The sequence below is a fragment of the Streptomyces sp. NPDC050674 genome (assembly GCF_040654575.1).
Taxonomy (GTDB): domain Bacteria; phylum Actinomycetota; class Actinomycetes; order Streptomycetales; family Streptomycetaceae; genus Streptomyces.
In genome coordinates, this window is record NZ_JBFAIG010000009.1 from 1 (window position 1) to 25,464 (window position 25,464).

The window sequence follows — 25,464 nt, forward strand, 5'->3', positions numbered from 1 at the left end:
GCGCCCGGTCACGCCCTCCTCACGGGCGGCGCGCTGAGCCTCGGCGATACGGTCCAGGGCGGTGTCCATGGCCTGCGCCATCGCGCGGTGGACGGCCATGGGTTCGTCCCCCACGACGTGGATGGGGTCATGGCCGTATCCCCGCAGGAGTGCGTCCAGCTCGGCTTCGGGCAGTCGGGACAGCACCGTCGGGTTGGCGATCTTGTACCCGTTGAGGTGCAGGACCGGCAGCACGGCACCGTCGTGGACCGGGTCGAGGAACTTGTTGGAGTGCCAGGACGCGGCCAGCGGCCCGGTCTCGGCCTCGCCGTCGCCGATGACGCAGGCGACCACCAGGCCGGGGTTGTCCAGAGCCGCGCCGTACGCGTGCGACAGGGCGTAACCGAGCTCTCCGCCCTCGTGGATCGAGCCGGGGGTCTCCGGGGCGACGTGGCTGGGCACCCCGCCGGGGAAGGAGAACTGCTTGAACAGCCGTGCCATGCCTGCCGAGTCCCGCGTGACGTCCGGGTAGGTCTGCGTGTACGAGCCTTCCAGCCAGGAGTTGGCGAGCACCGCCGGTCCGCCGTGCCCCGGCCCCCAGATGCACAGCGCGTCCAGGTCACGGGCTTTGACGACCCGGTTGAGATGGGTGTGCACCAGGTTCAGGCCGGGAGACGTGCCCCAGTGGCCGAGCAGCCGCGGTTTGACGTGTTCGGGACGCAGCGGTTCGGTCAGCAGGGGGTTGGCCATGAGGTAGATCTGGCCGACCGCCAGGTAGTTCGCGGCGCGCCAGTGGACGTCCAGCTTCTTCAGCTCCTCCTCCGTGAGCTCGGCGGACGTCTGCTGGGTGTCGACGGACATGGGAGTCCTTCCGGGTAGGGGTGCGGGCCGGGAACACCTACCGGGCCGCGCTTTCCACCTTCGTCCGCTCACCGGGCGCACGACAGGGCCTGTCGGCCCCTCCTGCGGTCCGGGAGTCCTCCTGACGCCGTCCATCGCCGTGGCCTGCTGGAAGCACATCTGCGAACTCGTCGGGAGTGTCAAAGCGTGGCGACGACCTGCCCGATCGCCTCGCGCTCAGCTTCCGGTGTCCATCCGGCGATGGACGTCATCGGTGAGGATCAGCCGGAACGTCTCCCCCGGCCGCACGCCGATCGAACGGTCCGGCAGTTCCACGTCGATGGGCGCAAGGTCGGACGGCGGTACGGCGATCTCCAGCTGCCCGCTCGTCAGGCGCAGCCTGATGCCCCAATGGCCTTGGTAGCGCAGGGAGAAGCCGTACGACGACAGCCCGGGCAACGGCATCGGGTCCAGCCACAGTGCCCCGGCGCGGGTCTCCAGTCCGGGCAGACCCCGTTGCACCAGGTCGAGGGTGCCGGCCATGGCGCCCAGGTGAATGCCCTCGCCGGTCGTGCCGCCCTGGAGGTCGGCGATGTCGCTGCGCAGGGCCTCCTGGCAGAACGTCCACGCGTCGGAGCGTCGGCACCGGGCCAGGACCCAGCCGTGCACGAGACCGCTGAGGGTGGAGCCGTGGCTGGTGCGGGCCAGGTAGTAGTCGACGGTGCGCCGCCAGGTCTCGTCCTCCAGCCGGTGACCCAACCGGTGGAAGAGACGCCCGAGTTCGGACGGTGAGAAGAGGTAGCCGAGCATCAGCACGTCGGCCTGTTTGGAGGCCTTGTAGCGGTTGACGCTGTCCCCCTCCGCTTCCAGGATCCGGTCCAGGCGCCGGATGTCGCCGTAGCGCTCGCGGTAGGCGTCCCAGTCGAGTTCGGCGAGCTCGCCGTACCCGTCGAACTGGCTGACGACTCCGGCGTGGAACGGCACGTGGAGCGTACGGGAGACGTGGTCCCAGCGGTCCGGTTCACCGTCGTCCAGGGCGATGCGCTCGAGGAGTTCGCGGCGGCGGGGCTCGGGCAGGATGCGCAGGACTTCCAGGGCCCGGGTGAGTACCCAGGCGGCCGTGACGTTGGTGTACGTGTTGTCGTCGAGGCCCGGCTGCTCGGCGCCGGGGTGGATCACGTGGTACTCGTCGGGTCCGACCACGCCCCGGATGCGGTGCCGTCGAAGGTCCTCGTCCCAGGTGGCGGAGTCGGCCCAGAAGCGCGCGATCTGCAGCAGCATCTCGGCGCCCTCGGTGTGCAGATAGTCGGCGTCGCCGCTCGCCTCGCAGTACTGCCAGACGTTGTAGGCGATGGCCGAGCCGACGTGGTGCTGGAGGTGGGTGTGGTCGGGCAGCCAGCGGCCCGAGCGGGGGTTGAGGTGCAGCCGCTGGGTCTCCTCCCGTCCGTCGCTGCCGCTCTGCCACGGGTACAGCGCCCCGCGCCGGCCGATGGCCCGTGCCGCGGCGCGGGCGCGGTCCAGTCGCCGGTGGCGGTAGTGGAGCAGGGCGCGTGAGACCTCGGGGAAATGCAGGTTGAGGTAGGGCAGGACGAACAGTTCGTCCCAGAACACATGGCCCCGGTAGGCCTCGCCGTGCAGCCCGCGGGCCGGTACGCCCACGTCCAGGTCGGCGGTGTGCGGGGAGAGCGTCTGCACCACGTGGAAGAGGTGCAGCCGCAGGATGGCGCCCGCTTCCCCGGGGACGTCGAGTTCGGCCCGGCGCCACCATTGGCTCCAGGCGACCCGGTGCGATGCGAGCAGTTCGTCGAAGGCCGGTGCCTCGCTCACCCTGTCCACGGCCGCCTGCAACGGATCACTGATCGCGGGGTCGCGTGAGGTGTGCAGGGCGATGGTCTTGTCGACGGTCGCCGTGCGGCCGACGGCCAGGGGCAGCATGACGCCCTGAGCCGCGTGCGAGGGGTCGGGGGTGTCCGTGACCGGTCCGGGAGCCGTTAGCCGGGCGGCCATGCCGATCCGGATGTCCGAGGTACGGGTGCGGCAGCGCAGCCAGACCGTGCCGGGCGCGGCTGTGCCGGTGTGCACATGGGTCAGATGGTGGCCGTCCAGGTCCCGGTACCGGGGGACGCCCGCGTTGACGACGGTCCCGTCGAGTGCGGCCCGGACCTCCAGTTCGCCGCTGAAGGACTCGGCGGTGAACTCGGTGCGCAGTGCGGCGATGTGCGGATCGCCCATGTGCACCAGTCGCTGCTGCCGTACCGCGAGGACCCTCCCCTCGCCGAGGGCGTAACGGGTGCGGCGCTCCAGCACCCCCGAGTCCAGGTGGAGGGTCTGACGGTGGTCCAGGACGTTCGCCGCGTCCGGTGTGAGCCACTCCCCTCCTCCGAGCCGGAAACGCAGCGGAAGCCAGTTGGGGAGGTTGACCAGGTCCTCGTTCTCCACCCGGCGTCCGGCGACGTCGGAAATGAGCCGGTTGTAGCAGCCGGCCACGTAGGTGCCGGGGTAGTGCACGTCGTCAGCCGTGCACTCGGGGAGTGTCCCGCGGGTGGCGAAGTAGCCGTTGCCGAGCGTGCACAGCGCTTCACGCAGCCGCTCTTCCGCGGGACGGTACCCCTCGTACTCCCAGGACCTGTCCGTCACGGAGCTGTCACCCCCCGGACGCGCTGCGGCACGACCGCCACGGGGCATGCGGCGCGGTGGAGCGGCGTGTGCGCCCAGGGAAGTCGCCTCGTCATCGTTCCCACCGCCTCGTACCCGGGCATGGTGCAGATCCACTCTCACCGTCGCATCTGCCGCGCCCGGGCGCGAGGGGCGACCGGTCCCCCGCCGGGGTTGTTCGGCCCGAGCTTCGGGCTGCTCCGGGAGCACGGACAGGAGAGGGCCGCCGCCACGCCGGACCCGGCCGGGCGGGCGGGCGGGCGGGCGGGCGGGCGGGGACCAACGGCCCCGTCCGAGGGCCGGGCGGCCCGTGGTGCCGGAACCGGGACGGGCACACGCTGAAGTCACAACCCCAGGACTCGCCGCCCGGCTGGGCGGCAACAGAAGGGAGCCTGGCGATGACCTCCACCACCAGTCTGTCCGCGGGCCTGGCGCCCGCACATCGGGAGCGGCTGATGCGCGTCTCCCGAGAGGTGTCCTTCGACGCGGGTTCGCGCCTGTTCGAGGAGGGCCGCCGCGCCGACCGGTTCTGGATCGTGCGCACCGGGACGGTCACGCTCGATCTCCGGGTCCCCGGCCGCCGGGCCGCTGTCGTCGGGTCCCTGGGGCACGGAGAGCTGGTCGGCTGGTCGTGGCACTTCACGCCGTACGTCTGGCATCTGGGGGCGGAGGCGATGACCCCGGTGCGGGCCTACGAGTTCGACGCCGAGGCCGTGCGGGCGATGTGCGCCCGGGACGCCGAGTTCGGCCGCGCCGTCGCGAACTGGGTCGGCCGGGTGGTCGCCCACCGGCTGCACGCGTCGCGCGTCCGGCTGCTCGACCTGTACGCCCCCTACGGCAGCGGCAGCCCGGTATGAGCGACCGGGCCGTGCGCGTCCGATCAGCGAAGGAGCACGACCATGCAGGGCAGCCCGCACATCGTCGGCGACGTCATGACCTACACCGTAGTCGCGGTCGGCCGCGGCGCCGCGTTCAAGGACATCGTCAGGACCATGCAGCAGTGGAAGGTCAGCGCACTGCCCGTCCTTGACGGTGAGGGCAGGGTGATCGGGGTGGTCTCGGAGGCCGACCTGCTGCCCAAGGAGGAGTTCCGCGACAGCGACCCGGACCGCCGCACCCAGATGCACCGGCTGTCCGACCTTGCCAAGGCCGGCGGGGTGACCGCCGAGGAGCTGATGAACGCCCCGGCCGTCACCGTGCGCGCAGGCGCCACGCTCGCGGAGGCCGCCCGTGTCATGGCGCAGCGCAAGGTGAAGCGGCTCCCGGTCGTCGACGACGAGGGCGTCCTCAAGGGCATCGTCAGCCGGGCGGACCCGCTCAAGGTGTTCCTGCGAACCGACGAGGACCTTGCCGAGGAAGTCCGCCGCGAGGTCGTGAGCTACCTCTTCCCCGCTCCCCTCGTCCCCATCCGCGTCGAGGTCCAGGACGGGGTCGTCACGCTCACCGGCCGGATCCGGGACACCCGCCTCGTACCCGTCGCCGCCCGTCTGATCCGCGCCGTCGAGGGCGTGGTGGACGTCGAGTGCCACCTGGCCGGTGCGTCGCCCCGCAGTGACCCTGGGTGACCCGGGGGGCCTACGGCGATGCGTCAACGACCGCACTCCGGCAGGCATCGGACGCCTGGGCCGGAGCCCATGGCCCTCCTGCCGTCAGACCGTGATCCGGCGCCCGGTGACCGCCACGGGCTCGATGCGCAGCAACAGTTCACGCCGGCCTCCCGCCCAGGGCGTGCTGTACGCCAGGGCCGCAAGACGAGCGGCCTCCTCCTCGTCGGTCACGGCCCGGGCCGGGCCGCGCACCAGCACGCTCCAGCCCTCGCTGAACGCCTCGTCGATGCGGTCGACCTCGAAGGCGACCCGTTGCCCGGCTGCTTGTGCCGGGGCCGTGCCCGGGGCGGTGCGGAAGAGGATCTCGCCGTCGACGACGCTGTAGTTGACCGGGACGACGACCGGGCCGGAGTCCGCGGGTACGGCAAGACGCCCCACCCCGTGCGTCGAGAGCAGCGAGCGGCATTCCGTTTCGGTCAGCTCGGTGAAGCGAGGGGTCCGCCCGGCCTGGCCCAGGCCGGGCGGGAGCTGGCTGTCGCCACCGGTCAGGTGCCCCACCGTCGTCTTCAGCGCTCCGGCCAGCCGGAGCAGCGTGCCCGCGCCCGGATCCGCGGTGGGACGCTCCTCCAGGTACTGGAGGTAGGCCGGTGCCATGCCGGCCTGTGCGGCCGTCTCCTGCCGGCTCAGGCCGAGTTCCGTGCGCCGCTGGGTGATGCGCCGCCCGAGGTCACCCATGGGGCGCCCTTCGATGGCGTTCGACGAGGCCGGATCGGTCATGGCCCCTCACCTCTCTCTCCTACGTCCTGCCCCCGGTAGGGGACGGCTTCCTCGTGCTGTTCCTCACCCGGCAGGGCCTTGAGCGCGGTGCCGGTGGCCCGGGCTGAGGCGGGGCAGGGTGCCCGGTCTCACCTCTGGGTCGCCTGCTCGACAGTGGGGTCCGGCGGCGTTTCCTTTCATGCGGGCCGCCCAGGGCCGTGGAAGACGCTGGTGTTCATGCGTCCCACCTTCCTGATGCGGGCGAGTCGACCGGATCGCACCGCACCTCCAGCTTGGACCGGATCGGTGTGGCGCGCTTGGGCCGGTCGGCCCCACCACCCACCCCCGCAGGGGCGCGCCCACCGCGCGAGCCCCCTGTCGCGCGCCGCGATGGTCCCACCGGCCTCGCGGGCGGGACCGAACGGCCTTACCGCACGCCACCGCCGCCCGGCTTTGCTCTGACCATGGCTGACATCTCCAGCAGGTCCGTTCTCCCGCAGCCGCCGGAGCGCAGGGCAGACGTCGCGACGCTGACCGGCGAGATCGACCTGGCCACGGCGCAGGCACTGAGGACGCGTCTCGACGCGCTGACGGGCGGCAGCGGCCTCGACCTGATACTGGATCTGCGCCCGGTGTCCTTCATCGACTGCGCGGGACTCGGAGTGCTGTGCCGGGTGCGAAACCGCGTCCTGGCGCGGCGCGGGCGGCTGCGCCTGGTCAGCGACAGCCCGTCGCTCCGGCGTGTTCTGCGGCACGCCGGACTGGCCGGGGTCTTCGACGTGCTTCCCGAGATGCCGGAGGCCCTGGCCGGCGCGTTGCCGGAGAGCAGCTTGGTCCGGTGACGCCGAGACGGCGTCAGTCGGACCGCAGTTCCCGGCCGATCCGTGCCGCCCACGCCTCGATCCGCTCGACATCGCGGAAGTCGCCACCCTTCCCGTTGCGGATGATCATCCGGGCGACCCAGCCCTTCGCACCCTCCTTGAGACAGCCGCCGAAGGTGACGTGCTCCGTGGCGTCGAGGCCGATCATGGCCTTCTTCACGCCGGGCACGGGAGGAAGGTCCCTCTCCGAGGCCGACGGGTCGAGCGGTCCGCTGCTGAACAACCACAGCGGGCGTTCGCGCAGTGCCTTGCGGTGGTGTCGCACGAAACGGCGGGCGTCCTTGTGCCAGCGGCCGGCGTACAAGCCCCCGCCGACCACCACGGCGTCGTACGACGCCACACCGGGCAGGGAACGGGCCGGGAGAGCCTCGGCCCTCAGCCCGTCCCTGCGCAGAACTTCGGCGACCCACTCGGCGATCTCCGCGGTGGATCCGTTCGTCGTCGCGTACGCGACCAGCACGTTCTTCACCATGACGGTCCGTCCTCCTCTCACAATTCGCGCAGCCAGTCGTCGGCCGCGCAGCGCAGTGTCCGCTCGTCCGCCCGAAGACGCGTGTCGTCCAGACGCCAGGTGAGCCGGTCGACGACCGCGACCACCCCGTCGATCTGCCAGGTCATGGCGACAGCGAACTCCTTCTCGCTCCTGAGTTCCAGCCCGCCGGCGAGCATGACCACGCCCTCGCTGACGGAGACGTCGACGCTGCGCGGCATCAGCCACAGGGCACGCACGAACACCTCGTCGACCACCTCGTCCCGGATGTCCTCGTCGGAGCGCGCGAAGACCTGGAGCAGGTCCCGGTGACTCAGGACTCCGACCAACCGGCCCTCCTCGTCCAGGACGGGCAGCCGCTCCACACCTCGCCCGGCCATGGCCCGCGCGGCTTTGACGACGGTGTCCTCGGCATGCACCGGGACCGGGGGCACCCTCATCACCTGTCCGGCCGTACGAGGGGCCGGGCCTCCGCGCCGCCGGCCGGTGGTGGCGCGTGCGACGAACCGGAAGCGGCGCCACCCGCCCGGCCCGGGAGCCGCGACCTCGTGAGCCCGCAGGTCGGCGTCGGTCACGACGCCGATCATCCGGTCGTCCTCATCGACCACGAACAGCCCGGTCCGGTGCACGGCGAGCATCCGGGCCGCTTCCTCCACAGGCGTCCCTTCGGCGACCCGCACCACTTCCGTACTCATCACGGAGCCGATCTTGGCGTGCTGCATTCGGTTCCTCCTCCAGGACTCGGTCCACGTGAGCGACTCGGCCGAGTCGGCGCAGGCGGGGTCCGGGCAGTTCGGGAATTCTCCTCGGAGCCTTCCCGACGCTTCGAGCGTCCCCCGGCCCGTGGCGCCGTCCCAGGGGCCGATCGGGCCGACCTGGGACCGATGGGCCCTGGACGTCGAGGACCGCGGGGCGCGACCGTGTCCGCTACGGGACCACTCCCACGGGGCAGGCGGCGTGGTGCAGCACGGCGTGGGTCACACGGCCGGTGTGCGGACCGAGGCGTCCCCCGGGGCGCTGAGCGCCGATCACGAGGAGTGCCGCATGGGCCGATGCGTCGAGAAGGGCGGTGCGGGCACGGCCCTCGACGATCCGCTGACGCACCTCGACGTCCGGGAACTCCGCGGCAGGTGCGCGCAGCGCGGTCTCCCAGGCCTCGACCGCGCGCCGCCGGTGCACCTCGGCGGGTTCCCCGGGAACCAGCGCGTGGTCGGTCGTCTCATAGGCGTGCGGGTGCCAGGCTCGGACCGCCTCCAGCGGAACGCCACGCCGGTCCGCCTCACGGAACGCGAAACGCACGGCCGCCGAGCCGTCCGGTTCTTCGGGCACTCCCAGGACGACGCGACGGCCATGGAGCCGGGCCGCGACCGGGTCGTCCTGTACGCCGCGGACGACGATCACCGGACCGTCGGCCCGCCCGGCGACGGCCAGGCTGACCGAGCCCAGCAGCAGTTCCGCGGTGCTCCCACGACCGCGGGAGCCGAGGACGAGCGCGGAGGCCTTGTGCGCGGCATGAAGGAGCACGGGCACCGGCCCCGCGGGCACGACCTCGGTGGTGATCGTCATGCCGGGACATCGCCGGCCGGCGCGTTTGGCCGCAGTCACCACGAGCACGTCGGTGAGTATCTGCTCCGTCCTGCCCGGGCTCGTGGGAAAGACGGCACGCTCGTAGCGCTGCCAGAGTGACGCGTACACCACATGCAAGGGCACCGCGTGCAGCTCGGCTTCGTCGACCGCCCAGTCCACGGCTTGCAGACTGGATTCGGAACCGTCCACTCCGACGACGATGGGCCTGCCCATGGTCTTCATCCTCGCCCCCGCTGAGAGGTTCGGCAGATCGGCCCACAGTCGGCGAGCCGACTCGAGGTGACTCGTTGACCGCTTCACTACGACGAGAGTTCGACCCCGTACAGGGTGCGTCCGCCGGTCAGGGCGCGTCCGGTCACCAGCTCCGGATCCACGCGGACGAAGACCTCCTGTGGGGCAGGCGCCCATGATCGGGGTCCTTCCCGCAGGAGCCGAGTGTGTTCGGCGGGATCGGTGACCAGGGTGGCCGTGCCGGTGACCACGACGCTCCAGCCCGCCTGGGTGTGCGTGTCGAACTGGTCGGCCTCGAAGGCCACCACCGCCCCCGCGACCGCACTCGCCAGCTCGGACGTCACCGAGGTGCACAGCAGAACCGCCCCGTCGCCGGCCAGGCGGAAATTGACGGGGAGCACGGCAGGCAGCGCCTGCCGAGTGAACACGATGCGCCCCACGGGCACCTCGGTCAGAAGACGCAGGCACTCCTGCCGGTTCAGCTCACGAAATCCGTCGTTGGAGTACATCTGCCATCTCGTCTCTCACTCGATGCTCCTGATGAGGGGTGCTCTCATCCTCGGGCGAACGGCTCGGCCGGACCAGGGCCGATCGTCCCCGCGTCACCGGCTGCTGGTCCCGGCACATCGGGACGGCTCTCGACTCCTCGGGCCGGAGACCACCGCGGTCCCGCGGAGCTCCGAGCTCCGGCGGCGGTCCCGCGGCGGCCTCGCGGCGGCCTCGCGGCGGCCATAGGATGCCTGGATGCCCAAGCCGATATGGACGAGCCGCCACACGTGGGTAGCCGCGTGGGTGGTGCTGTGCGCGGTCGGGATCGCCACCACCGCCTGGCTGAACTCCTCCTCCGCACCGGACCCGCAGCCCGAGAAGCCCATCACTGCCGAGTGCGCCGAGTACATCGCGAACATCGAGACGCAGCTGGCCGAGGCCAAGCAGGAAGGCGAGGACGACGGCGTGCTGGCCTTCTCGCGCAGCACGGTCGGCGCGGATGACTGCGGCGACGAGGTTCTCGACCACTTCGGTGGCGAGCGGTGAGCGCGGTCCGGTCGGAGACTCGCTTGTGCCGCCCGGCTGCTAACGGGCTCGTCCGCCCGGGGTGACAAGCCCCGATTCGTACGCCACCACCACAGCCTGCGCCCTGCTGTCCAGGTCCAGCTTGGTCATCGTGCGGTTGAGGTGGGTCTTGACGGTCGCCTCGCTGATGTAGAGGCGGTCGGCAACCTCCCCGTTGGACAGGCCCCGGGCGATCAGTTTCAGCACCTCGAGCTCTCGGGACGTCAAGGGATCCAGGTCCACGGGCTGTTCGACGGCGGTCTGGCGGGCGTACGCCTCGACCAGGCGGCGGGTGACGCTGGGCGCGAAGAGCGCGTCGCCACCGGCGACCGCGGCCACCGCGGCGAGCAGCCGTTCGGGCCCGGAGTCCTTGAGCAGGAAGCCGGAAGCCCCGGCGCGCAGCGCCCCGTACACATACTCGTCGAGGTCGAAGGTGGTCAGCACCAGGATCCGGGGCGGCGGTTCGGCGGCCTGGGCGAGGATGCGTTCGATGGCCTCGATGCCGTTCATGCCGGGCATCCGGATGTCCATCAGGATCACCTCGGGGGCGGTCTCGGCGGCCAGTGTGACGGCCTCCGCGCCGTCGCTCGCCTCGCCGACCACCTCGATGCCGGGTGCGGCACGCAACAGCCCCACGAGTCCGGCCCGGATGAGGAACTGGTCGTCGACGACGAGCACGGTGGTCATGTGGTGGCGTCGTCCCCCCGCCCTGCGGCTCGCGCGGAGGTCGGCAGGGTCAGCCGCACGGCGAAACCCCCTTGCTCCTGCGGGCCGATGCTGATCTGCCCGCCGTAGAGCTTGGCTCGCTCGCGCATGCCGAGCAAGCCGTGCCCGCCGTCCGTTCGTACTCTGTCCGGAATCACCCCCCGTCCGTCGTCCGTGACCGAAACGGACACCTGGTGCGGTTCATACGTCAGCCGTACGTCGGCACGCGCGCCGGGCGCGTGTTTCAGGACGTTGGTGAGCGCTTCCTGCACCACGCGATAGACGCAGAGTTCGACACCGGGGGCGAGCGGGCGTGGGGTGCCCTCGGCGTTCAGAACGACCGACACCCCGCCGGCGCGGACGCGTTCGGCCATCTCGTCGAGACGAGCCAGCCCGGGCATGGGGCCGGCCGGGGCACCGTCGTCGACGGCGCGCAGGACCATGAGCATGCGGCGCAACTCTTCCAGGGCCTCCTTCCCGGTGGCGTCGATGGTGTCGAGTGCGGTGCGCGCGGTCCGGCGGTCGGTGTCGAAGACGAACCGGGCGAGACCGGTCTGCACGGAGATCACGGACATGTGATGGGCGACCACATCGTGCAACTCGCGGGCGATCCGACCGCGTTCCTCGGCCACCTCGCGCCGGGCCCGTTCGGCCTGTTCCCGGCGCAACTGCCGGGTCAGTTCGGCCGAGCGGCGGGCGACGACGCCGAACCGCCACAGCACCGCCGGATAAACCACGGCCTGCCCTACGACGGACGGCCAGGAGTCGGTGTGGCTCACCGCGCCCGCGTAGATCCAGACCCCGCCCATCAGCGCGGCGCACGGCACCGAAATCCGCACAGGGCGCAGGGAGGCGACGGTGTAAACGGCGAGCATGGGGCCAAAGCTGCACACCACGGCCCAGTAGCCGGCGGTGATGTACACCAGCCATGACGCGTGTACGAGGCAGCAGACCACGACCGGGGCCCGGGCGCGAAGCACCAGCGGCAGGTGGACCAGAACCACCAGCGCGTAGGCGGTCGCATCGAGGGGATTCTGCCCTTGGCGCGCGGCTTCCGGCCCCAGCAGTACGGCCACGCCGGTCAGCGCCGCCGCGATCAGAGCGTCGACTGCGAGGGGACGGATCCGCATTGCAGCAGCGTAGGACCGGTTGGCCGAATGAGCGTCACATATGCGGTGTACCGCGGAAGTTGTAGGAACACAGCGGCTACCACGTTGGTCCGGGCGGGAGTTCAACCCCGCGTGGGACGCGGGCCGCGCAGGGCGGACCGTACGTTCTGGGAGCAGAGGGAGACCGGGGTGGACGGCTTGGCGCCACTGCCGGTCTCCTTCCTCGACCGAAGCAGAACTTCGAGCGCTTGGGGGAAACACTCGTGAAGTTGCGTAAGACACTCGCCATGGCAGCCGGCACGCTGATGCTCGCCGGTGGAGCCGTCACCGCCGCGCAAACCAGCGCGGTCGCCGATGGCACCGACCCCGGAGACGAACTCGTGGAGGTGGGCTCCAACGGCTACTGCACCTACAGCAAGTGGGGCGGACGCTTCCTGTGCGGGTCGCAGACGGCGCACAGGCTTCCCAACGGCCACACCCAGGTCTTCGTCATCGGCACCAACAACGTGCCGTACACCAAGTGGAGCTCGGGCAGCGGTGTGAGCGGCTGGAAGTCCATGGGCGGCAAGTGCATCAAGGGCAACAAGTCGATGGGTGTGGAGTGGGCCAACGGCTGGAACTTCGCGGTCACCTGCATCGGAGGTGACCGCAACCGCTGGTACAACGAGCGTTACACCAGCGGCCACTGGTCCGGCTGGGACCGCACCCGCACCTGACACGGCCTCTTCGTGACCGCATGACTGCGGCCCCGCCCCTCTTTCCCGGAGGGTGGGGTCGCAGTCATGGTTCCCCGGGCGCCGAGTTCGTCGAGGGCGAGGCGGTGCGGCATTGGACCAGCTGCGACCACACGTCGAAACAGCTTCCGCGGAGTCTCTGGTACCGATGTCTCGATCACCTCCGCGCCCATGCCCCGAAAATGCCTGCCAACGAGCAGGGCATGGCCGCTAGTGTCCTTTGGCATGCAACTGACCGTTCTCGGCGGCTGCGGGGCGTGGCCCACCGCAGTTCAGGCATGCAGCGGCTACCTCGTCGAGTACGCGGGTTTCCGCCTGCTCATCGACCCCGGGTACGCCACGCTGCCACGTCTGCTGGAGCACAACGCCGTCGACTCCGTTGACGCAGTGCTGGTCAGCCACGGGCACCCCGACCACTGCGCTGACCTCAACCCTCTCCTGCGCGCCCGAGGTCTGAGTGACACCCCACCGCCGGCACTGCCGGTATACGCACCCCACGGCGCGGTCGACGCTGTACTCGCGCTCGACAAACCGAGCATGCTCGCCGAGGCGTACCGCCTGCGCGAGTTCCGGCCCGGCGACCGGTTCGACATCGGTCCGTTCACCACCGACACCTGGCTCCTGCCGCACTTCGTGCCCAACGCCGGCATCCGGCTGACCACGGCGGACGCCGTGCTCGCCTACACCGGCGACACGGGTCCGAGCCGCGACATCCCGCGCCTCGCTGAAGGTGCTGACCTGCTGTTGTCGGAAGCCACATACATCCACGAGGTGCCGGCCGCCGACGCACCGTATCTGCTGACCGCACGGCTGGCCGGCCAGTACGCGAGCCAGGCGGGCGCTGCCAGGCTCATGCTCACCCACCTGTGGCCGGGGACAGATCCGAAAGCCGCACACGAAACAGCGGCGCAGATCTTCCGGCACCCCATCGACGTCGCCACCCCCGGGCTCGTCACCAACCTCGCCCGGGGAAGTGGTCATACGGCTCCTGGCACCGAATGACGCGGAAGACAGTGCCGGAAGGCGATACAACCTTCGGTGCCACTGGGGCGTCTGCTCTTTGTTGCGCATCGTGTGATCTAGCGGGTGGCCGCCGGACACGGGGGCAGCGGTCATCATTTCCACGTCGCGGACACCATCGGCGTCCGCGATACAGCAGGGGGTTCTCGTGCGTCACTCAATCCGTCTTGCCGTGGCAGCGGCCCTCGCCGCTTGTCTGACCGGCAGTCTGGTGGCGGTCTCGGCCGACCAGGCCGTCGCCGCCGGGTCCAAGTGGGCCGACGACTTCAACGGCGACGGATACCGCGACCTGGCCATCGGCATGCCCGGGAAGACGATCAGCGGGAAGGAGAGCGCCGGTGCCGTCCTCCTCACCTTCGGGTCCGCCCGCGGTCTCACCGGCAAGCACGTCTACATCACGCAGAACTCCGCCAACGTCCCTGGCACGCCCGGATACCAGGACTTTTTCGGCAGCAGCCTCGCCAGCGGCGATCTCAACCGCGACGGGTTCGCCGATCTGCTCGTCGGCAGTGAAGGAGACGCGTCGGGGAACGGTTCGGTGACCATACTGTGGGGCGGCACCTCACCGTTCAGCAGTGCCCTGGCGCTGCCCTCGGGGCCCTCGTATCCCTCGCGTCTGTTCGGCTCGCACATCGTCGTGGGCGACTTCACCGGCGACTCGGGCCCGGACATCGCCGTCTCCGGGCAGACATCTCTGCGGCTGTACACCGGCGCCTTCTCCCGCACCAAGGCCCCCGCCGGCACCGACGTCAATGGCCCCGATTCCACCAGCAGCGGCCACCTCGCCGCCGGCGACTTCACCGGGGACGGCAAGGACGAACTCGCTGTCGTCCAGCAGAAGACCACCCTCGTCTACGGCCAGGCCGTCGGCACCACCGATGCCGACTCCTTCACCGCCCGGGCCCGGCTCGCCGGCGGAGACCGCGTGGCGACCGGCGACCTCAACGGCGACGGCCGCGACGACCTCGTCATCGCCCTCTCCAACCCCCGCCTGAGCCCCAACGGCCTGGCCGATCCGAGCAACGGGTCCGGCTATATCACCGTCCGTTACGGCAACCCCCAGGTCGACGGCGGCCTCGCTCCCTCCGGGCGCGTCTACCACCAGAACACCGCCGGTGTCCCGGGTGCCAACGAGAAGGAGGACGAGTTCGGTGCGACGATGTCGATCGGCGACATCAACGGCGACCACCGCGAGGACCTGGCCGTCGGTGTCCCTGACGAAGCCCTCGGCCGAGCCGTCGGGGGTGGCGACGTACTCGTGCTGCGCGGAGGCGCCGACGGGCTCACCACGGCGGGCGCGGCACGCTACTCACAGGACACTCCCGGCGTTCCTGGCAGCGCCGAGAGCAACGACGTCTTCGGCTCTCAGGTCCGCCTCGCCGACTTCAACCGCGACGGCAAGGCAGACCTCGCAGCCTCCGCTCCCTACGAGGACCACGGCAACGGCGCCATCTGGCAACTGCGGGGCACCACCGGCGGCCTGAGCACCAGCGGCGTCAGCGTCTTCGGCCCCACGCAGTACGCCCTCTCCTCCGCCTCCGGCATCGGCAGGACCCTTCTCGGCTGAAGCGGGAGGATGGTGGAAGCACGGACGTTCCTAACGCCAGGGATCGAGGGCGAGCTTGCCCTCGGTCTCGCCCGCTTCGAGTTGCCGCAGCAGCATCGCCCCCTCAGCCAGAGGATGAACCTGGGGGGTGCCGGGCGGGTACACGCCGTGGGCGATGAGCGCCTCGATCTCGGCGAGCAACCACTGGTAGACGGACGGGGCCGCGACCGCCAGCGCACCGATGTGCAGACCCTTGATCTGAACCTGATGGGTGAAGACCAGGTCGTGTGTGGTCAGTGTGGCGTCACCGGAAGCGGCACCGAAGACGACGATGCGTCCGGTGAAGGGCTTGGTGACCGACAGGCTGGTCTTGAACGTGGCCTGCCCCACTGATTCCAGGACCAGGTCGACACCGCCGGTCGAGCGGGTGATCGCCTCGGCCAGATCGGGGCGTCGGCTGTCCAGGACCTCGTCGGCGCCGAGCGCTTGGACGGTGTGGTGCTTTGCTGGTGACGCTGTGGCGATCACGCGCGCACCATAGTGACGGGCGAGGCGGACGGCAGCCTGCCCCACGCCTCCGGCGGCGGCCTGGACGAGCACGACCTCACCCCGCTTGGTCTCGCCCAACGGCTTCAGCGCTGCCAGGGCTGTGGCCCAGTTCAACACCATGCCGAGAGCGGCGGCATCGCTCCAGCCGTACGGCACCGGAAGGACACCCGAAGCCGGCATCGTCATGTACTGCGAGAAGGCCCCCGGGCCGGCTCCGACGACGTGAGTACCGAGCGGCAGCGGACTCTCGACGTCCGGGCCGACACCCACGATCTCACCGGCGGCCTCGAAGCCCGCGACATAAGGGGGCCTGAGGGCCTCCCCCGTATGTCCCACGGGCCTGCATGACGTCAGCGAAGTTGACCCCGGCAGCGCCCACACGGACCAGGTACTCACCGGGCCCCGGGCCGGGGCGGCGCTGATCGGTCGTGAGGGTCAGGTCCTGCGGTCCCCGGTGCGACCGCTGGACCAGTACGCGCATCATCTGCTCAGCGGTGTTCCGCTGCTGGGTGATCTCCATGCAGCGAACGTAGAAATCTGACACTTGCGTCAAGGTCAAGCGGCGGTCAGAGATCAGAACGGCGGGCCTCGCGCAGGTAGGTGTCGAGTGCCGCCTGCTGACCGCTGAGAACGGCGATGCGAGCAGCGAGCCGATCGCGATGACTCTGCACCTCGTGCAGGAACTCCGCGCACACCGCGCCGGTGCCGGCATCGGAGCCGCCGGTGAGGTGGGGCAGGAGCTCCCTGATCAACCGGACAGGCAGCCCGGACTCCAGCAGGGTGCGGATGACGAGCACCCGGTCGATCGTGGACTGGCAGTAGTCACGGAACCCGTTGCTGAAACGGCCCGGGACGATCAAGCCCTCGTCCTCGTAGTGCCGCAACGATCTCGCACTCACACCGCTGACCTTGGAAGCCTCACCGATCTTCATACCAGGGGGCAACGCTGGAGAGCGCCGCGGTCTTCCGGACGGTGCATCAGGTCAGTGCAACGGTGTCCCCGAGTCGTACGCGCCTGATCGAAGTGCGAGATCAAACCCTCTCGGGCGGCTCCCAAAAAGCCCGGGCATGCGCCGGAACCGGCGTGTGTTCTTGCCCGAGCCGAACTTCCCCTCTGCGTCCCACACAGCGTAGAGCCGGTCGCCGTCGAGGCCCCGTGCGTCCACGGCGGCCTCGTCCAGCACTTCACCGCCGATGGACTTGATGGGATACCGCCAGATCCGCTCGATCGTCGATCACAGCTGGGCTGTGACACCGCCCACGGCAGGCCGGGGCGACCGGCTCGGGCGCCCGGCCCCCTGCGGCGCCGCAAGGCGGTGGCACCGCAAGAGCGCCGTTCATCGGTTGCGGACGCCCCTACGGAGCCGGGGTGAAGGTGACCGTGGTGTTGGGACAGGACTCGGCGAGCTGGCTGAGGGACTGGCGCTCATTGCGGTCTGCGGTGAAGCGCCAACGCAGTTTCACAGCGGTCCATTCGGTGATGTAGCGACAAGTCGCCTGGGTGTTGGGCGGCAGCCAATGCGCCGGGTCCTGGTCGCCTTTGCTGCGATGAGAGGTGGCCGAGACGGCGTTCAGCGTGCGGGGATCGCCCAGGTCATTGGCGTAGGCCTCGCGGCGCGCGGCGGTCCACTCGGAGGCGCCGGACTCCCAGGCTTCGGCGAGCGGCACGGTGTGGGTGACGTCGAGAGCGGCTGCGGAGGTGACCTCGCGCGCGTCGTAGTACGACCACCACGTGCCACCCACCAGACGGCAGCCGGGCTCGACCGCGGGGGCGCTCACCGCTTCGGCGAGGAGGACCTCGCCGCGGGTGTCACATCCGTCGCCGGGATCGGCTCCGGCGTTCCAGTGCCGGAACTTCATGCGGTCGTATCCCGTGTGCGATTCGGCGGCCTGCGGAAGGGCTGCGATCGCCTGGTCGAGAGACAGGGACTGTGCGGCGGGGGCAGGTACGGCGAGGACGAGGACGCAGACAGTGCCGGCAGCGGCGCATGCGGCGGCTCGGGCGAAGTGGTTGATCACGTCCAGCAGGGATAGCGGGGCCGCCGCGATCAAGGCCGCGTGGCACGCGCCGGGTCACCCGGGCGGCCGTAGGAAGAAACGATGCCGCAGCGTGTCGCGGGTCAACTCCACCTTGACGCATAGACAAGCGGACCGTCTCCACCTCCCTGCTGTGACCTGCCCTTTCGACACCTGCGCGGTGCGGCCGTACGGCCGCCCGCAGCCCGGCCCGTGATCGTCTTCCGACTGTCCGTTCAGTGCACCGTATGAGGGATGGGCCGCCTTGGTGATCCTTTCGCCGGGTGGTGTGCCGCGGCCGTTTCTGTGCCGCGCGGGGCCGATTGACTGAGGTGAACGCGGTGTCGGCCCTGACTGCCGCGCCGCCCGCTCGAGTTGCTCCTGAGGAGTAGTGCATGTCGCAGATCACCGATCCCGTCCCCGGCGCCGTCTTTCCCCGTCTCGGCTGGGTGGAGGAGATGTTCATGCCGGCCCTCCAGGCGGCTGTGGCGGAACTTCCGCGCACCGAGCAGCGGGTAGCCGGGTACCACCGGGGCTGGTGTGAGGCCGACGGCACACCCCTGGTGTCGGCACCCAGCCGGGGCAAGACGGTCCGGCCGGCGCTGACGCTGCTGTCCGCGATCGCCGTGGGGGGCGACCCGTCGAGCGCGTTGCCGGGAGCCGTGGCGGTGGAGCTCGTACACGACTTCACGTTGCTGCACGACGACGTCATCGACGGTGACGCTCTGCGCCGGCACCGCCCGGCCTCATGGACGGTGTTCGGCACGCCGTCGGCGGTGCTCACCGGGGACGCACTGCTGGCGGCGGCGATGCGGGTGGTCGCCGAGACGCCGTCCCCGGTCGCGGCCGCAGCTGTGCGCGAACTCGTCAAGGCGCTGCTGGACCTCGTCCAGGGCCAGAGCCTGGATGTCGCCTATGAAGGCGCTTCCGAGGTCTCCGTGGCGCAGTACTTGGCCATGGCGGAAGGCAAGACCGGTTCCTTGATGGGCTGTGCTTGCGCGCTGGGCGGGGTGCTGGCAGGGGCGGACGGGGAACGGGTGCGGGGTCTGCGGGAGTTCGGCCGTCGGCTGGGAGTGGCCTTCCAATGTGCTGACGACCTGCTGGGCATCTGGGGCCGTTCGACGCGCAGCGGGAAGCCGGTCGGCGCCGACTTGATGGCACGGAAAAAGTCACTGCCGGTCGTGGCCGCCCTCGCGGGCACCGACTCGGCCGCGGAGCGCCTGCGGGCCCTGTATGCCTCGGCTCACCCCTTGGATGAGCAGGACGTCGCCCGTGCACGGGAGTTGGTGGAAAAGGCAGGGGGGCGGCAGGCGGCCGAGGAGGAGGCGCGTCGGCAGATGTCCGCGGCACTGCGTGCGCTGTCCTGCGCACAGCCGACCGCTGACGCCTACCGGCAGTTGCAGGAAATCGCCTGGGCGATGATCCGACGGGATTCATGACGGTGTCGGAAGGCCCCGCCCGGGGGAATAAGACCACGAAAAGGCCTGGTGCGGCCGTGACTTGTCGCAGCGTGGGCCGTTGACCGTGCGGTGGCGGTTCAATGGTTTCTTTACTCCCCTCGCTTTTGCCACCCGACCGGCATCATTTCGTGACGAAACGCAGTGGAACAGTGCAGCAGACCGAACCGAGTATGGCTCTCCCCGGTGATGTTCCGGCTGTGTCCGCCTATGGACTTCAGGTGGTCCGCGGCAGTCACACGGTCCTATCGAATGTCACCTTCACCATTCCCCGTGGCTGCATCGTCGGTTTGCTGGGTCCCAGCGGATGTGGAAAGACGACCCTGCTGCGCTCCGTGGTCGGCGTACAGACGGCCACCGCGGGTCACATCCAGGTCCTGGGATATTCCGCCGGATCCGCGCCCTTGAGAACCCGCGTCGGCTATGTCACTCAGGCCCCGTCCGTATACGCCGATCTGACAGTGCTCGAGAACCTGCGCTACTTCGCCGCTGCGCTCGGTATGCGTGGCTGGCGCAGGGAGGACGCAGTGGTTCGGGTGGTGAAGGAGGTCGACCTCGCGGGATACGCGGACAAACTCGTCACCCGGCTTTCCGGCGGCCAGTACTCGAGGGTCTCCTTGGCGGTGGCGCTGCTGAACAGCCCCGACCTGCTGGTGATGGACGAACCGACGGTCGGCCTTGACCCCATGGTGCGCCGAGAGCTGTGGCTCGTGTTCCAGCGGCTGGCGTTGGAAGGCACGACATTGCTGATCTCCAGCCACGTCATGGACGAGGCCGACCGGTGTGACCGGCTGCTGCTGATGCGCTCCGGCCGGCTGCTGGCCAGCGCCGACCGGGCCACGCTGCTCAAGCACACGGGCTGCACCGATGTGGAAGAGGCATTCATGCACCTGGTAGAGGCCGCCAGCACCGCGGAGACACGCGCCCGGCAGCGCGCCGCCGCGCAGAGCATCCCGCCCGAGCTGTCCGGTTTGCTCGATCAGCCGACCGCGCGCGATGCGGAGCAGGCCTTCTTCGCCACGGACACACGATCGTGAACCGCTCGCGTCTGGCCGACCGGCTGCCGTTCTCCCCCACCATCACCGCCGCCACGGCCGTCCGGGTCCTTCAGCAGGTCTCGCGCGACAAGGGCAGCACCGCTCTGCTGCTGGGCATCCCCTGCATGCTCATGGTGCTGCTGAAGCTGATGTTCCACGACTCCGCGGACACCTTCCAGCGGGTCGGCCCACAGGTCTTCGGCGTCTTCCCGGTCATCGTGATGTATCTGGTGGCGTCGGTCTCCACCCTGCGCGAACGCACCACCGGCACCGCTGAGCGGCTGCTGACCATGCCCGTGCGGCGGCTCGACATCGTCCTCGGCTACAGCCTCGCCTTCGCCTTCCTGGCACTGCTCCAAGCAGTCCTGTCCACCCTGCTGTCCGTGGGTCCACTGGGGTTGGACATCAAGGGGCCCGCCTATCTCCTTATGATCATCGCGATGCTCGGGGCCCTCCTGGGCTTGGCACTCGGACTGCTGGTGAGCGCCTTCGCCCGCAACGAGTTCCAGGCTGTGCAGTTCCTGCCCGCGGGAGTGCTGCCGCAGTTCCTGGTGTGCGGGCTCTTCGTGCCGCGTGACCAGATGCAGGGAGCGCTGTCGGCGGTGGCCGAGGTCATGCCCATGACGTACGCCGTCCAGGCGGCCGGGGAAGCGGCCACCCATACCGGGGTCACCGGACTCTTCGTGCGGGACGCCCTGCTGATCCTGGCGTGCGTGATCGCGGTGCTCGTCGCCAGCGCGGCCACGTTGAAGCGATGACCGCATGATGAACGGCTTGAGGGGAGCCGTCCAGGACGGCTCCCCTCAAGCGGATCTGCTGATGTCAGTCCCGCAGGCCCCAGGTGAAACCGCCGGAGACGCTGCCGTACCGCGGAAATTCAAACGGCCCGAAGTGCAGGGGCCGCTCCCGGCCTCCGTGGTAGCCGTTCGCACCGCCCGTGCCGTCGGGCTCGGGGTAGGACACCGTGGGCGCCGACTGTGCCGAGGCAGCCGCCGTCGCAGCAGCAGACCCACCGGCCAACACGGCCAGCGCAGCGACGGAGACAACAGCAAACCGACGAACCAGCAAGGACATGAAAACTCCTAGGAATTACGGACTTGCGTGGAGGGGGGATTGGGTGTTTCCACCCTAGCCGTCGCGACCTGCCCTATCGGACAGGAAATGCCGCTTTCCCTCGAAAGAGGGGCCGGACACAACACCGGAAAAGATGAGAGAAAAGCAACCATGACGAAAGCCCAAGTGAGCCTGCTGACCGCGGTGGTGGCCTTTCTGCTTTTCCTGCAAGCCTGCGCCACGCCGGCGTGGGCCGGGCCGCCGTTTCCCGATCCGCCCACCTACGAGCCCCCTTCTTGGACGCCCCCCGCCCCCCGGCCGTGGCACGCGCCGGCATCCCCCGGCTACGCCACGCCCACCGCGGATGAGGTGCCACCGCCCCGTCGCCCCGTCCGGGAGGTGATCGACGAGATCAACCGGCGGCGTGCCGCGGCCGGTTGCGTACCGGTACGTCCACAGGCCGGGCTGACCCGGGCAGCCCAGCGGCACAGCGACGACATGGCCCGGCACGCTCGCCTCAGTCACACCGGTTCCGACGGCTCCAGCCCGGCCGGCCGGGCCCGGGCCGCCGGGTACCGCCCCGGCCACAGCGCGGAGATCATCGCGGCCGGACCGACATCGCCGAGCGCAGTCGTCGCGGTGTGGATGAACAGCGGGTCCCACCGCGCCATCCTGCTCACCTGCCGATACACCCGAGCGGGAGTCGGCGTCTCCGCGGGTGCCGACGGGCCGTGGTGGACGGTGGCTCTCGCCTCCGGCGGCTAGGAGCATCGCGGTCCGGTACCGGCCGAGATCAGCGGAGGTCCGCGTCCCACCACCAGGCGATCGTGGGCGCGCCCTCGACCGGGCCCGGCCGGCAGTCGGACGGCTCCTCGGAGAACGTCAGCGACAGGTCCTCCCTCTCGTCCGGCCAGCGGCCGAGGCTGAGATAGCGCGGAACGCGCATTCCCCACTCGTTGTTGCCCCGCACGCCGTAACGCAGCCCTTGCAAGTAGACCGCGAGATCTGAGCCTGCCGTCGGGCGTACACGGTCATGCAGGTGCAGAAACCGCACGAGGATGCGGTCACGCAGCGCGTTGGCCTCGTGGACGGCCTGCTGGAGGGAAATGGCCCGCTCGGCCATCAGCACGGTGTAGATGTTCTGGTCCGCGTGGCCCCGGGACATCTCCTTGTGCAGCGAGTGCCGGTCGTTGTCGAGAGAGGCAACCATGATCGCCATCTCGGTCAGGGCCTGCACCGCCGGGCTGTACAAGTCCCGGCCCGGTACTTCTCCCCCCGTCGCCAGCTCCAGCAGCGCGAAGGTCGGGTGACCGCCGGCCGCCAGCAAGCGCATGCTGAGGAACTCGTCGAGTACCGGCATACGGCCCAACGCCTGGTTGCCGATCTGCCACGCCACCCCCGACAACCATGCCCGGTGCGCGTGAACGAAACGGCTGACCTGCTGGGGCGGGGCGTAGGAACGGAAGCGGCGCATGATGTCCTGCAAGGCGCGTGCGTACCGGTCCTCGGGCCGCGCCGAACCCGTCTCGCATGCCCGCTGCACCTGTCCCGCCAGGGCGTTGAACTGAGCGGGGCGGCTGCTGAGGGGCCCGCTGTCGCAGCGCGCGTCGTCGAACGCAAAACCCCAGTAGACCCACAACGCCGCGGTCAGCAAAGGCTCTTCGTCGGCGTCCGGCGCGAAACGGGCGAAGAAATCCGCACTGTGCGTCGCCACGATCCAGGCCTTCTCGCGTTCTGACGCGCACATTCCGCTGTCTTCGATCCATTCCACTGCCCGCTTCTCCACACGCCGGACCAGCGGGTTCAGCTTCGATTCCAAAGGGCAGAAAAGAGGGGGCAATTCCATCTGCGACACGCGGTCTCGCATGACGGCATGAACCTTCCGACGAGAGGACGGGGAGATTCACGATCATCTGCAACCCCGCACGGCGACGCGACGGGGCATGCCCAAGGCGCCCCGCTGCCAACCGAACGGATGACGCAGCGCGCGCCGTTGACCCCGGGTGTCTGTCGATCACACAAGTCGTGGGGCTGTGACCTGCGGAAGAACAGGTCGTTGAGGGAGTCATGCGATCTCGTTTGCACCTTCGTGCCGCTCTTGTCCTCATTTCCGTCATCGCCCTCCAGGGCGGGTCCACCGCCATGGCCGACGACCGGGGCCAGGACACCCGGTCGGCTTCCATCGACCCGTTCACCCCCTTCATGTCAGGGGCATCAGCACTCGCGGCCATGGCCGAGCCGTTCTACAACGCCATCACGGGCTCGGCGTCGCCGCAGAGGTGATCAGCCTCTAGAGGTCTCAACAGAGGGGGGGCCGGATCGGCTAGCACGGCGGCTCGGACGGTGCCCCCTCGGGCAGCAGCCTGCGTTCAGCTGCGGTGTAGTCGTGCCCCGCGGCGGAGCACAGGGCACGGAACTGGGTTTGGGGGCGCAGGTCGAAGGCTTGGCGCAGGTCGCCGGTGTCGATGCTCAGCTGCCGGTCGGTCACGCGGCCGGTCGTCCAGTCGCCTCCCGAGACTGCCAGCGTGATGGAGGAACCGCCGTGCGTCAGGTCGTGGATCGAGACCCGGCGCTTGGCCGACTCGTACGTGACGACGCTGCCACCGGGCCCGAAGCCGATCAGGGTGTCGTCGGACGAGATGAGGGCGCCACCACTGAGCTTCCGCTCGCGGTCCACGTCCCAGACGCGTACGCGCCCGTCGGCGTTCTGCATGGCCAGGTGCGAACCGTCCGCGTCGAAGGCGAGCGGGCTGGTGACGGACGTCAAGGGCGCCAGCGGCGTGCTGATGGTCGATTTCGACCGCAAGGTCGTGATGTGGCGCGGGGCGCGGACGTCCCACACCAGGATTTCCCCGCGTACGCCTCCCCTCCTGGTGACCACGACGACCTGGCCGGGGTGCCCGGGACGGGCGAGCAGATGGCCGCTCATGGAGCGCTCGTTGGTGGAGCCGGTGGACGTGGGTTCCGGGTGGACGAGGAAAGGCCTGGCGCTCATGGCTCCGTCGGCGGCGTCGACGCGGGTGAGCGTGCCGTCCTTGCCCAGGAGGGCGATCTCGCTGCCCTGGAGCGGGGCGACACTGTCGACGTCGCCCGGTTTCCGGACGTCGTCATCGAACGGCACGCTCTCCGTCAGGTCTGCTACGGCGTACGACCGGTAGAGGCTGTCGTGCTCCCCGTTCTCGCCCCAGATCACGATGCGCTTCGAGTCGGCGGTCCAGACGGGTCTCCAGTCGGCCGCTTCGGCCGGTGCCGGCAGCGGTACCGACTGGTGGCGGGTGCGGGAGGCGTCCAGGATCTCGAGGCGCCGTTCGGTGGTTCGGGCGATGAAGCGCCCGTCGGGCGAGAGTGAGTACGTCTCGTCGACGCCGTTGTTCTGCGAGAACTGTTCGTTGCCACTCGGTTCGGCCCGGACCGCCATCAGTGTGGTGCCGACGGGCACGAGGACGGTGAGTCCGCCGTCGGCGCGCGGCGCCGCGGCGATTCCGTCATAGTCGGTGGGAGTGCTGCCCGAGGTCGGGATGCGGGTGCGGTATGTGCGCCCGGTGCGCAGATCGGTCAGGACCGGCTCGGCGTAGTCCGCGTCCTGCAACCCTGGGTCGTACGAGTGTCTTGTTCCGTCCACTGTGTACCTGGAGGTGGCGTCCGCTTCTCCTCTGCGGGTGGGCAGCTCGCGCTTGCGGCCGGGTGTGCGGTCGAGCGCCTGGACGTAGGTGGTGTCCGTCCTGACGAGGAGCTCACCGCCGGCTCGAAGCTCCGCGTAGTCGTCTCCACCGGCGGTGGAGGTGTACCGCAGCTTGCCGGTGAAGCCAGCCCGAGCCCTGCCCCGCACGCAACGTGCCCGCGGCCCACACTCCGTCGTCAGCACGAGCCGGGTATCCGAACGCGCGGAACGTGTGCCCCCACACCCCCGTCCCGTCGACGAGCTGCACAGGCCTCCCGCCCTCGACCACCGCGTCGAGCCTCAGCAGCGCGACATCGGCCCCGCCGGCCCTCCAGGACACGACGGTCGCCCGCGCCCTGGGACGTCCGGCCAGCAGCGGAAATTCGAGGTCCACCGGCTTGCTCGGCGCCTGCTCCGCTCCGTCCGGTTCCCCGAGCGCCCGCGCGACGACATGGGCACAGGTGCACACCACATCGGCGGCGACGAGGAACCCGGCGCCGGTCACCCGGCCGGCAGACGAGTGGATCCGCACCTGAGACGCCTCGAGAACGTCGCTCC

Annotated in this window: 27 protein-coding genes and 1 pseudogene; 12 read left to right on the top strand and 16 right to left on the bottom strand. The window is 70.0% G+C overall.

The window, feature by feature from the left end; genetic code table 11:
- Together AB0I06_RS16430 and AB0I06_RS16435 are read right to left on the bottom strand one after the other, a co-directional pair.
- Nucleotides 1–840: pseudogene (locus AB0I06_RS16430) on the bottom strand (phosphoketolase); the annotation flags it as partial.
- A gap of 216 nt (nucleotides 841–1,056) precedes the next feature.
- A complete protein-coding gene (locus AB0I06_RS16435; RefSeq protein ID WP_363119481.1) occupies nucleotides 1,057–3,504 on the bottom strand; it encodes a glycosyl hydrolase family 65 protein in 2,448 nt (815 codons plus the stop codon).
- Between the two features lie 368 nt (nucleotides 3,505–3,872).
- Between AB0I06_RS16435 and AB0I06_RS16440 the strand changes: the two genes are divergently transcribed.
- Nucleotides 3,873–4,331 (top strand): cyclic nucleotide-binding domain-containing protein, encoded by a 459-nt coding sequence (locus AB0I06_RS16440; protein WP_363119482.1) that lies wholly within the window; start codon nucleotides 3,873–3,875, stop codon nucleotides 4,329–4,331.
- Nucleotides 4,332–4,373: 42 nt separating this feature from the next.
- A complete protein-coding gene (locus AB0I06_RS16445; RefSeq protein ID WP_363119483.1) occupies nucleotides 4,374–5,039 on the top strand; it encodes a CBS domain-containing protein in 666 nt (221 codons plus the stop codon).
- An 84-nt stretch (nucleotides 5,040–5,123) separates the two neighbouring features.
- Here AB0I06_RS16445 and AB0I06_RS16450 read toward each other — a convergent pair whose 3' ends face one another.
- Entirely contained in the window at nucleotides 5,124–5,798 is a 675-nt protein-coding gene (locus tag AB0I06_RS16450) for a pyridoxamine 5'-phosphate oxidase family protein (RefSeq protein ID WP_363119484.1), read from the bottom strand.
- A gap of 443 nt (nucleotides 5,799–6,241) precedes the next feature.
- Here AB0I06_RS16450 and AB0I06_RS16455 point away from each other — a divergent pair, with 443 nt between their 5' ends.
- Entirely contained in the window at nucleotides 6,242–6,619 is a 378-nt protein-coding gene (locus AB0I06_RS16455; RefSeq protein ID WP_363119485.1) for an STAS domain-containing protein, read from the top strand.
- 13 nt (nucleotides 6,620–6,632) lie between these two features.
- Here the strand turns inward: AB0I06_RS16455 and AB0I06_RS16460 are convergent, their stop codons facing one another.
- The 4 genes from AB0I06_RS16460 to AB0I06_RS16475 all read right to left on the bottom strand — a co-directional run bounded on the left by AB0I06_RS16460 (nucleotide 6,633) and on the right by AB0I06_RS16475 (nucleotide 9,475).
- Complete coding sequence (locus tag AB0I06_RS16460; protein WP_363119486.1) at nucleotides 6,633–7,130, bottom strand: flavodoxin domain-containing protein; 498 nt, start codon at nucleotides 7,128–7,130, stop codon at nucleotides 6,633–6,635.
- A 17-nt stretch (nucleotides 7,131–7,147) separates the two neighbouring features.
- Nucleotides 7,148–7,870: a CBS domain-containing protein gene (locus AB0I06_RS16465; protein ID WP_363119487.1), complete on the bottom strand. Its 723-nt coding sequence runs from the start codon at nucleotides 7,868–7,870 to the stop codon at nucleotides 7,148–7,150.
- A gap of 205 nt (nucleotides 7,871–8,075) precedes the next feature.
- Complete coding sequence (locus AB0I06_RS16470; protein ID WP_363119488.1) at nucleotides 8,076–8,948, bottom strand: universal stress protein; 873 nt, start codon at nucleotides 8,946–8,948, stop codon at nucleotides 8,076–8,078.
- Nucleotides 8,949–9,034: 86 nt separating this feature from the next.
- Nucleotides 9,035–9,475: a pyridoxamine 5'-phosphate oxidase family protein gene (locus tag AB0I06_RS16475; RefSeq protein WP_363119489.1), complete on the bottom strand. Its 441-nt coding sequence runs from the start codon at nucleotides 9,473–9,475 to the stop codon at nucleotides 9,035–9,037.
- A 235-nt stretch (nucleotides 9,476–9,710) separates the two neighbouring features.
- Here AB0I06_RS16475 and AB0I06_RS16480 point away from each other — a divergent pair, with 235 nt between their 5' ends.
- Nucleotides 9,711–10,001: a hypothetical protein gene (locus AB0I06_RS16480; RefSeq protein ID WP_363119490.1), complete on the top strand. Its 291-nt coding sequence runs from the start codon at nucleotides 9,711–9,713 to the stop codon at nucleotides 9,999–10,001.
- Between the two features lie 39 nt (nucleotides 10,002–10,040).
- Here the strand turns inward: AB0I06_RS16480 and AB0I06_RS16485 are convergent, their stop codons facing one another.
- Together AB0I06_RS16485 and AB0I06_RS16490 are read right to left on the bottom strand one after the other, a co-directional pair.
- Complete coding sequence (locus tag AB0I06_RS16485; protein WP_363119491.1) at nucleotides 10,041–10,706, bottom strand: response regulator transcription factor; 666 nt, start codon at nucleotides 10,704–10,706, stop codon at nucleotides 10,041–10,043.
- Nucleotides 10,703–11,854, bottom strand: a complete 1,152-nt coding sequence (locus tag AB0I06_RS16490) for a sensor histidine kinase (protein WP_363119492.1) — start codon at nucleotides 11,852–11,854, stop codon at nucleotides 10,703–10,705. Before AB0I06_RS16490 ends, AB0I06_RS16485 begins: the two co-directional genes overlap by 4 nt.
- Nucleotides 11,855–12,096: 242 nt before the next feature.
- Here AB0I06_RS16490 and AB0I06_RS16495 point away from each other — a divergent pair, with 242 nt between their 5' ends.
- The 3 genes from AB0I06_RS16495 (at nucleotide 12,097) to AB0I06_RS16505 (ending at nucleotide 15,154) form a co-directional block, all read left to right on the top strand.
- Nucleotides 12,097–12,549: a hypothetical protein gene (locus AB0I06_RS16495; protein WP_363119493.1), complete on the top strand. Its 453-nt coding sequence runs from the start codon at nucleotides 12,097–12,099 to the stop codon at nucleotides 12,547–12,549.
- Between the two features lie 243 nt (nucleotides 12,550–12,792).
- Complete coding sequence (locus tag AB0I06_RS16500) at nucleotides 12,793–13,569, top strand: MBL fold metallo-hydrolase (RefSeq protein WP_363119494.1); 777 nt, start codon at nucleotides 12,793–12,795, stop codon at nucleotides 13,567–13,569.
- A 166-nt stretch (nucleotides 13,570–13,735) separates the two neighbouring features.
- Nucleotides 13,736–15,154: an FG-GAP-like repeat-containing protein gene (locus AB0I06_RS16505; RefSeq protein WP_363119495.1), complete on the top strand. Its 1,419-nt coding sequence runs from the start codon at nucleotides 13,736–13,738 to the stop codon at nucleotides 15,152–15,154.
- Between the two features lie 30 nt (nucleotides 15,155–15,184).
- Here AB0I06_RS16505 and AB0I06_RS16510 read toward each other — a convergent pair whose 3' ends face one another.
- From AB0I06_RS16510 to AB0I06_RS16525, 4 genes are all read right to left on the bottom strand, one after another.
- Complete coding sequence (locus tag AB0I06_RS16510; protein WP_363119496.1) at nucleotides 15,185–16,018, bottom strand: zinc-binding dehydrogenase; 834 nt, start codon at nucleotides 16,016–16,018, stop codon at nucleotides 15,185–15,187.
- A 230-nt stretch (nucleotides 16,019–16,248) separates the two neighbouring features.
- Nucleotides 16,249–16,614, bottom strand: a complete 366-nt coding sequence (locus AB0I06_RS16515) for a MerR family transcriptional regulator (protein ID WP_363119497.1) — start codon at nucleotides 16,612–16,614, stop codon at nucleotides 16,249–16,251.
- A 51-nt stretch (nucleotides 16,615–16,665) separates the two neighbouring features.
- Nucleotides 16,666–16,911 (bottom strand): MOSC N-terminal beta barrel domain-containing protein, encoded by a 246-nt coding sequence (locus tag AB0I06_RS16520; RefSeq protein WP_363119739.1) that lies wholly within the window; start codon nucleotides 16,909–16,911, stop codon nucleotides 16,666–16,668.
- Nucleotides 16,912–17,038: 127 nt separating this feature from the next.
- Nucleotides 17,039–17,701 (bottom strand): HNH endonuclease family protein, encoded by a 663-nt coding sequence (locus tag AB0I06_RS16525; RefSeq protein ID WP_363119498.1) that lies wholly within the window; start codon nucleotides 17,699–17,701, stop codon nucleotides 17,039–17,041.
- A gap of 392 nt (nucleotides 17,702–18,093) precedes the next feature.
- Between AB0I06_RS16525 and AB0I06_RS16530 the strand changes: the two genes are divergently transcribed.
- From AB0I06_RS16530 to AB0I06_RS16540, 3 genes are all read left to right on the top strand, one after another.
- Entirely contained in the window at nucleotides 18,094–19,137 is a 1,044-nt protein-coding gene (locus AB0I06_RS16530; RefSeq protein ID WP_363119499.1) for a polyprenyl synthetase family protein, read from the top strand.
- Between the two features lie 191 nt (nucleotides 19,138–19,328).
- Nucleotides 19,329–20,192: an ABC transporter ATP-binding protein gene (locus tag AB0I06_RS16535; RefSeq protein WP_363119740.1), complete on the top strand. Its 864-nt coding sequence runs from the start codon at nucleotides 19,329–19,331 to the stop codon at nucleotides 20,190–20,192.
- Complete coding sequence (locus AB0I06_RS16540) at nucleotides 20,189–20,950, top strand: ABC transporter permease (protein WP_363119500.1); 762 nt, start codon at nucleotides 20,189–20,191, stop codon at nucleotides 20,948–20,950. The genes AB0I06_RS16535 and AB0I06_RS16540 overlap by 4 nt, the downstream gene beginning before the upstream one ends.
- 64 nt (nucleotides 20,951–21,014) lie before the next feature.
- Here the strand turns inward: AB0I06_RS16540 and AB0I06_RS16545 are convergent, their stop codons facing one another.
- Nucleotides 21,015–21,155, bottom strand: a complete 141-nt coding sequence (locus tag AB0I06_RS16545) for a hypothetical protein (RefSeq protein WP_363119501.1) — start codon at nucleotides 21,153–21,155, stop codon at nucleotides 21,015–21,017.
- A gap of 261 nt (nucleotides 21,156–21,416) precedes the next feature.
- Here AB0I06_RS16545 and AB0I06_RS16550 point away from each other — a divergent pair, with 261 nt between their 5' ends.
- Nucleotides 21,417–22,010: a CAP domain-containing protein gene (locus tag AB0I06_RS16550; protein ID WP_363119502.1), complete on the top strand. Its 594-nt coding sequence runs from the start codon at nucleotides 21,417–21,419 to the stop codon at nucleotides 22,008–22,010.
- Nucleotides 22,011–22,038: 28 nt separating this feature from the next.
- On the opposite strand, the gene AB0I06_RS16555 is transcribed toward AB0I06_RS16550, so the two are convergent.
- Complete coding sequence (locus AB0I06_RS16555) at nucleotides 22,039–23,112, bottom strand: hypothetical protein (RefSeq protein ID WP_363119503.1); 1,074 nt, start codon at nucleotides 23,110–23,112, stop codon at nucleotides 22,039–22,041.
- A 200-nt stretch (nucleotides 23,113–23,312) separates the two neighbouring features.
- Here AB0I06_RS16555 and AB0I06_RS16560 point away from each other — a divergent pair, with 200 nt between their 5' ends.
- A complete protein-coding gene (locus tag AB0I06_RS16560) occupies nucleotides 23,313–23,528 on the top strand; it encodes a hypothetical protein (protein WP_363119504.1) in 216 nt (71 codons plus the stop codon).
- A 40-nt stretch (nucleotides 23,529–23,568) separates the two neighbouring features.
- Here the strand turns inward: AB0I06_RS16560 and AB0I06_RS16565 are convergent, their stop codons facing one another.
- The gene (locus tag AB0I06_RS16565; protein WP_363119505.1) at nucleotides 23,569–25,074 is read right to left on the bottom strand and encodes a WD40 repeat domain-containing protein; all 1,506 of its coding nucleotides are present in this window, start codon (nucleotides 25,072–25,074) and stop codon (nucleotides 23,569–23,571) included.
- Nucleotides 25,075–25,464 lie beyond the last annotated feature (390 nt).

What these genes read in the sequence shown, in the direction of transcription:
- AB0I06_RS16435 (WP_363119481.1), bottom strand. Translation starts at nt 3,504, where the DNA reads ATGCCCCGTGGCGGTCGTGCCGCAGCGCGTCCGGGGGGTGACAGCTCC.
- AB0I06_RS16440 (WP_363119482.1), top strand. Translation starts at nt 3,873, where the DNA reads ATGACCTCCACCACCAGTCTGTCCGCGGGCCTGGCGCCCGCACATCGG.
- AB0I06_RS16445 (WP_363119483.1), top strand. Translation starts at nt 4,374, where the DNA reads ATGCAGGGCAGCCCGCACATCGTCGGCGACGTCATGACCTACACCGTA.
- AB0I06_RS16450 (WP_363119484.1), bottom strand. Translation starts at nt 5,798, where the DNA reads ATGACCGATCCGGCCTCGTCGAACGCCATCGAAGGGCGCCCCATGGGT.
- AB0I06_RS16455 (WP_363119485.1), top strand. Translation starts at nt 6,242, where the DNA reads ATGGCTGACATCTCCAGCAGGTCCGTTCTCCCGCAGCCGCCGGAGCGC.
- AB0I06_RS16460 (WP_363119486.1), bottom strand. Translation starts at nt 7,130, where the DNA reads ATGGTGAAGAACGTGCTGGTCGCGTACGCGACGACGAACGGATCCACC.
- AB0I06_RS16465 (WP_363119487.1), bottom strand. Translation starts at nt 7,870, where the DNA reads ATGCAGCACGCCAAGATCGGCTCCGTGATGAGTACGGAAGTGGTGCGG.
- AB0I06_RS16470 (WP_363119488.1), bottom strand. Translation starts at nt 8,948, where the DNA reads ATGGGCAGGCCCATCGTCGTCGGAGTGGACGGTTCCGAATCCAGTCTG.
- AB0I06_RS16475 (WP_363119489.1), bottom strand. Translation starts at nt 9,475, where the DNA reads ATGTACTCCAACGACGGATTTCGTGAGCTGAACCGGCAGGAGTGCCTG.
- AB0I06_RS16480 (WP_363119490.1), top strand. Translation starts at nt 9,711, where the DNA reads ATGCCCAAGCCGATATGGACGAGCCGCCACACGTGGGTAGCCGCGTGG.
- AB0I06_RS16485 (WP_363119491.1), bottom strand. Translation starts at nt 10,706, where the DNA reads ATGACCACCGTGCTCGTCGTCGACGACCAGTTCCTCATCCGGGCCGGA.
- AB0I06_RS16490 (WP_363119492.1), bottom strand. Translation starts at nt 11,854, where the DNA reads ATGCGGATCCGTCCCCTCGCAGTCGACGCTCTGATCGCGGCGGCGCTG.
- AB0I06_RS16500 (WP_363119494.1), top strand. Translation starts at nt 12,793, where the DNA reads ATGCAACTGACCGTTCTCGGCGGCTGCGGGGCGTGGCCCACCGCAGTT.
- AB0I06_RS16515 (WP_363119497.1), bottom strand. Translation starts at nt 16,614, where the DNA reads ATGAAGATCGGTGAGGCTTCCAAGGTCAGCGGTGTGAGTGCGAGATCG.
- AB0I06_RS16530 (WP_363119499.1), top strand. Translation starts at nt 18,094, where the DNA reads ATGTCGCAGATCACCGATCCCGTCCCCGGCGCCGTCTTTCCCCGTCTC.
- AB0I06_RS16535 (WP_363119740.1), top strand. Translation starts at nt 19,329, where the DNA reads ATGGCTCTCCCCGGTGATGTTCCGGCTGTGTCCGCCTATGGACTTCAG.
- AB0I06_RS16550 (WP_363119502.1), top strand. Translation starts at nt 21,417, where the DNA reads ATGACGAAAGCCCAAGTGAGCCTGCTGACCGCGGTGGTGGCCTTTCTG.
- AB0I06_RS16555 (WP_363119503.1), bottom strand. Translation starts at nt 23,112, where the DNA reads ATGCGAGACCGCGTGTCGCAGATGGAATTGCCCCCTCTTTTCTGCCCT.
- AB0I06_RS16560 (WP_363119504.1), top strand. Translation starts at nt 23,313, where the DNA reads ATGCGATCTCGTTTGCACCTTCGTGCCGCTCTTGTCCTCATTTCCGTC.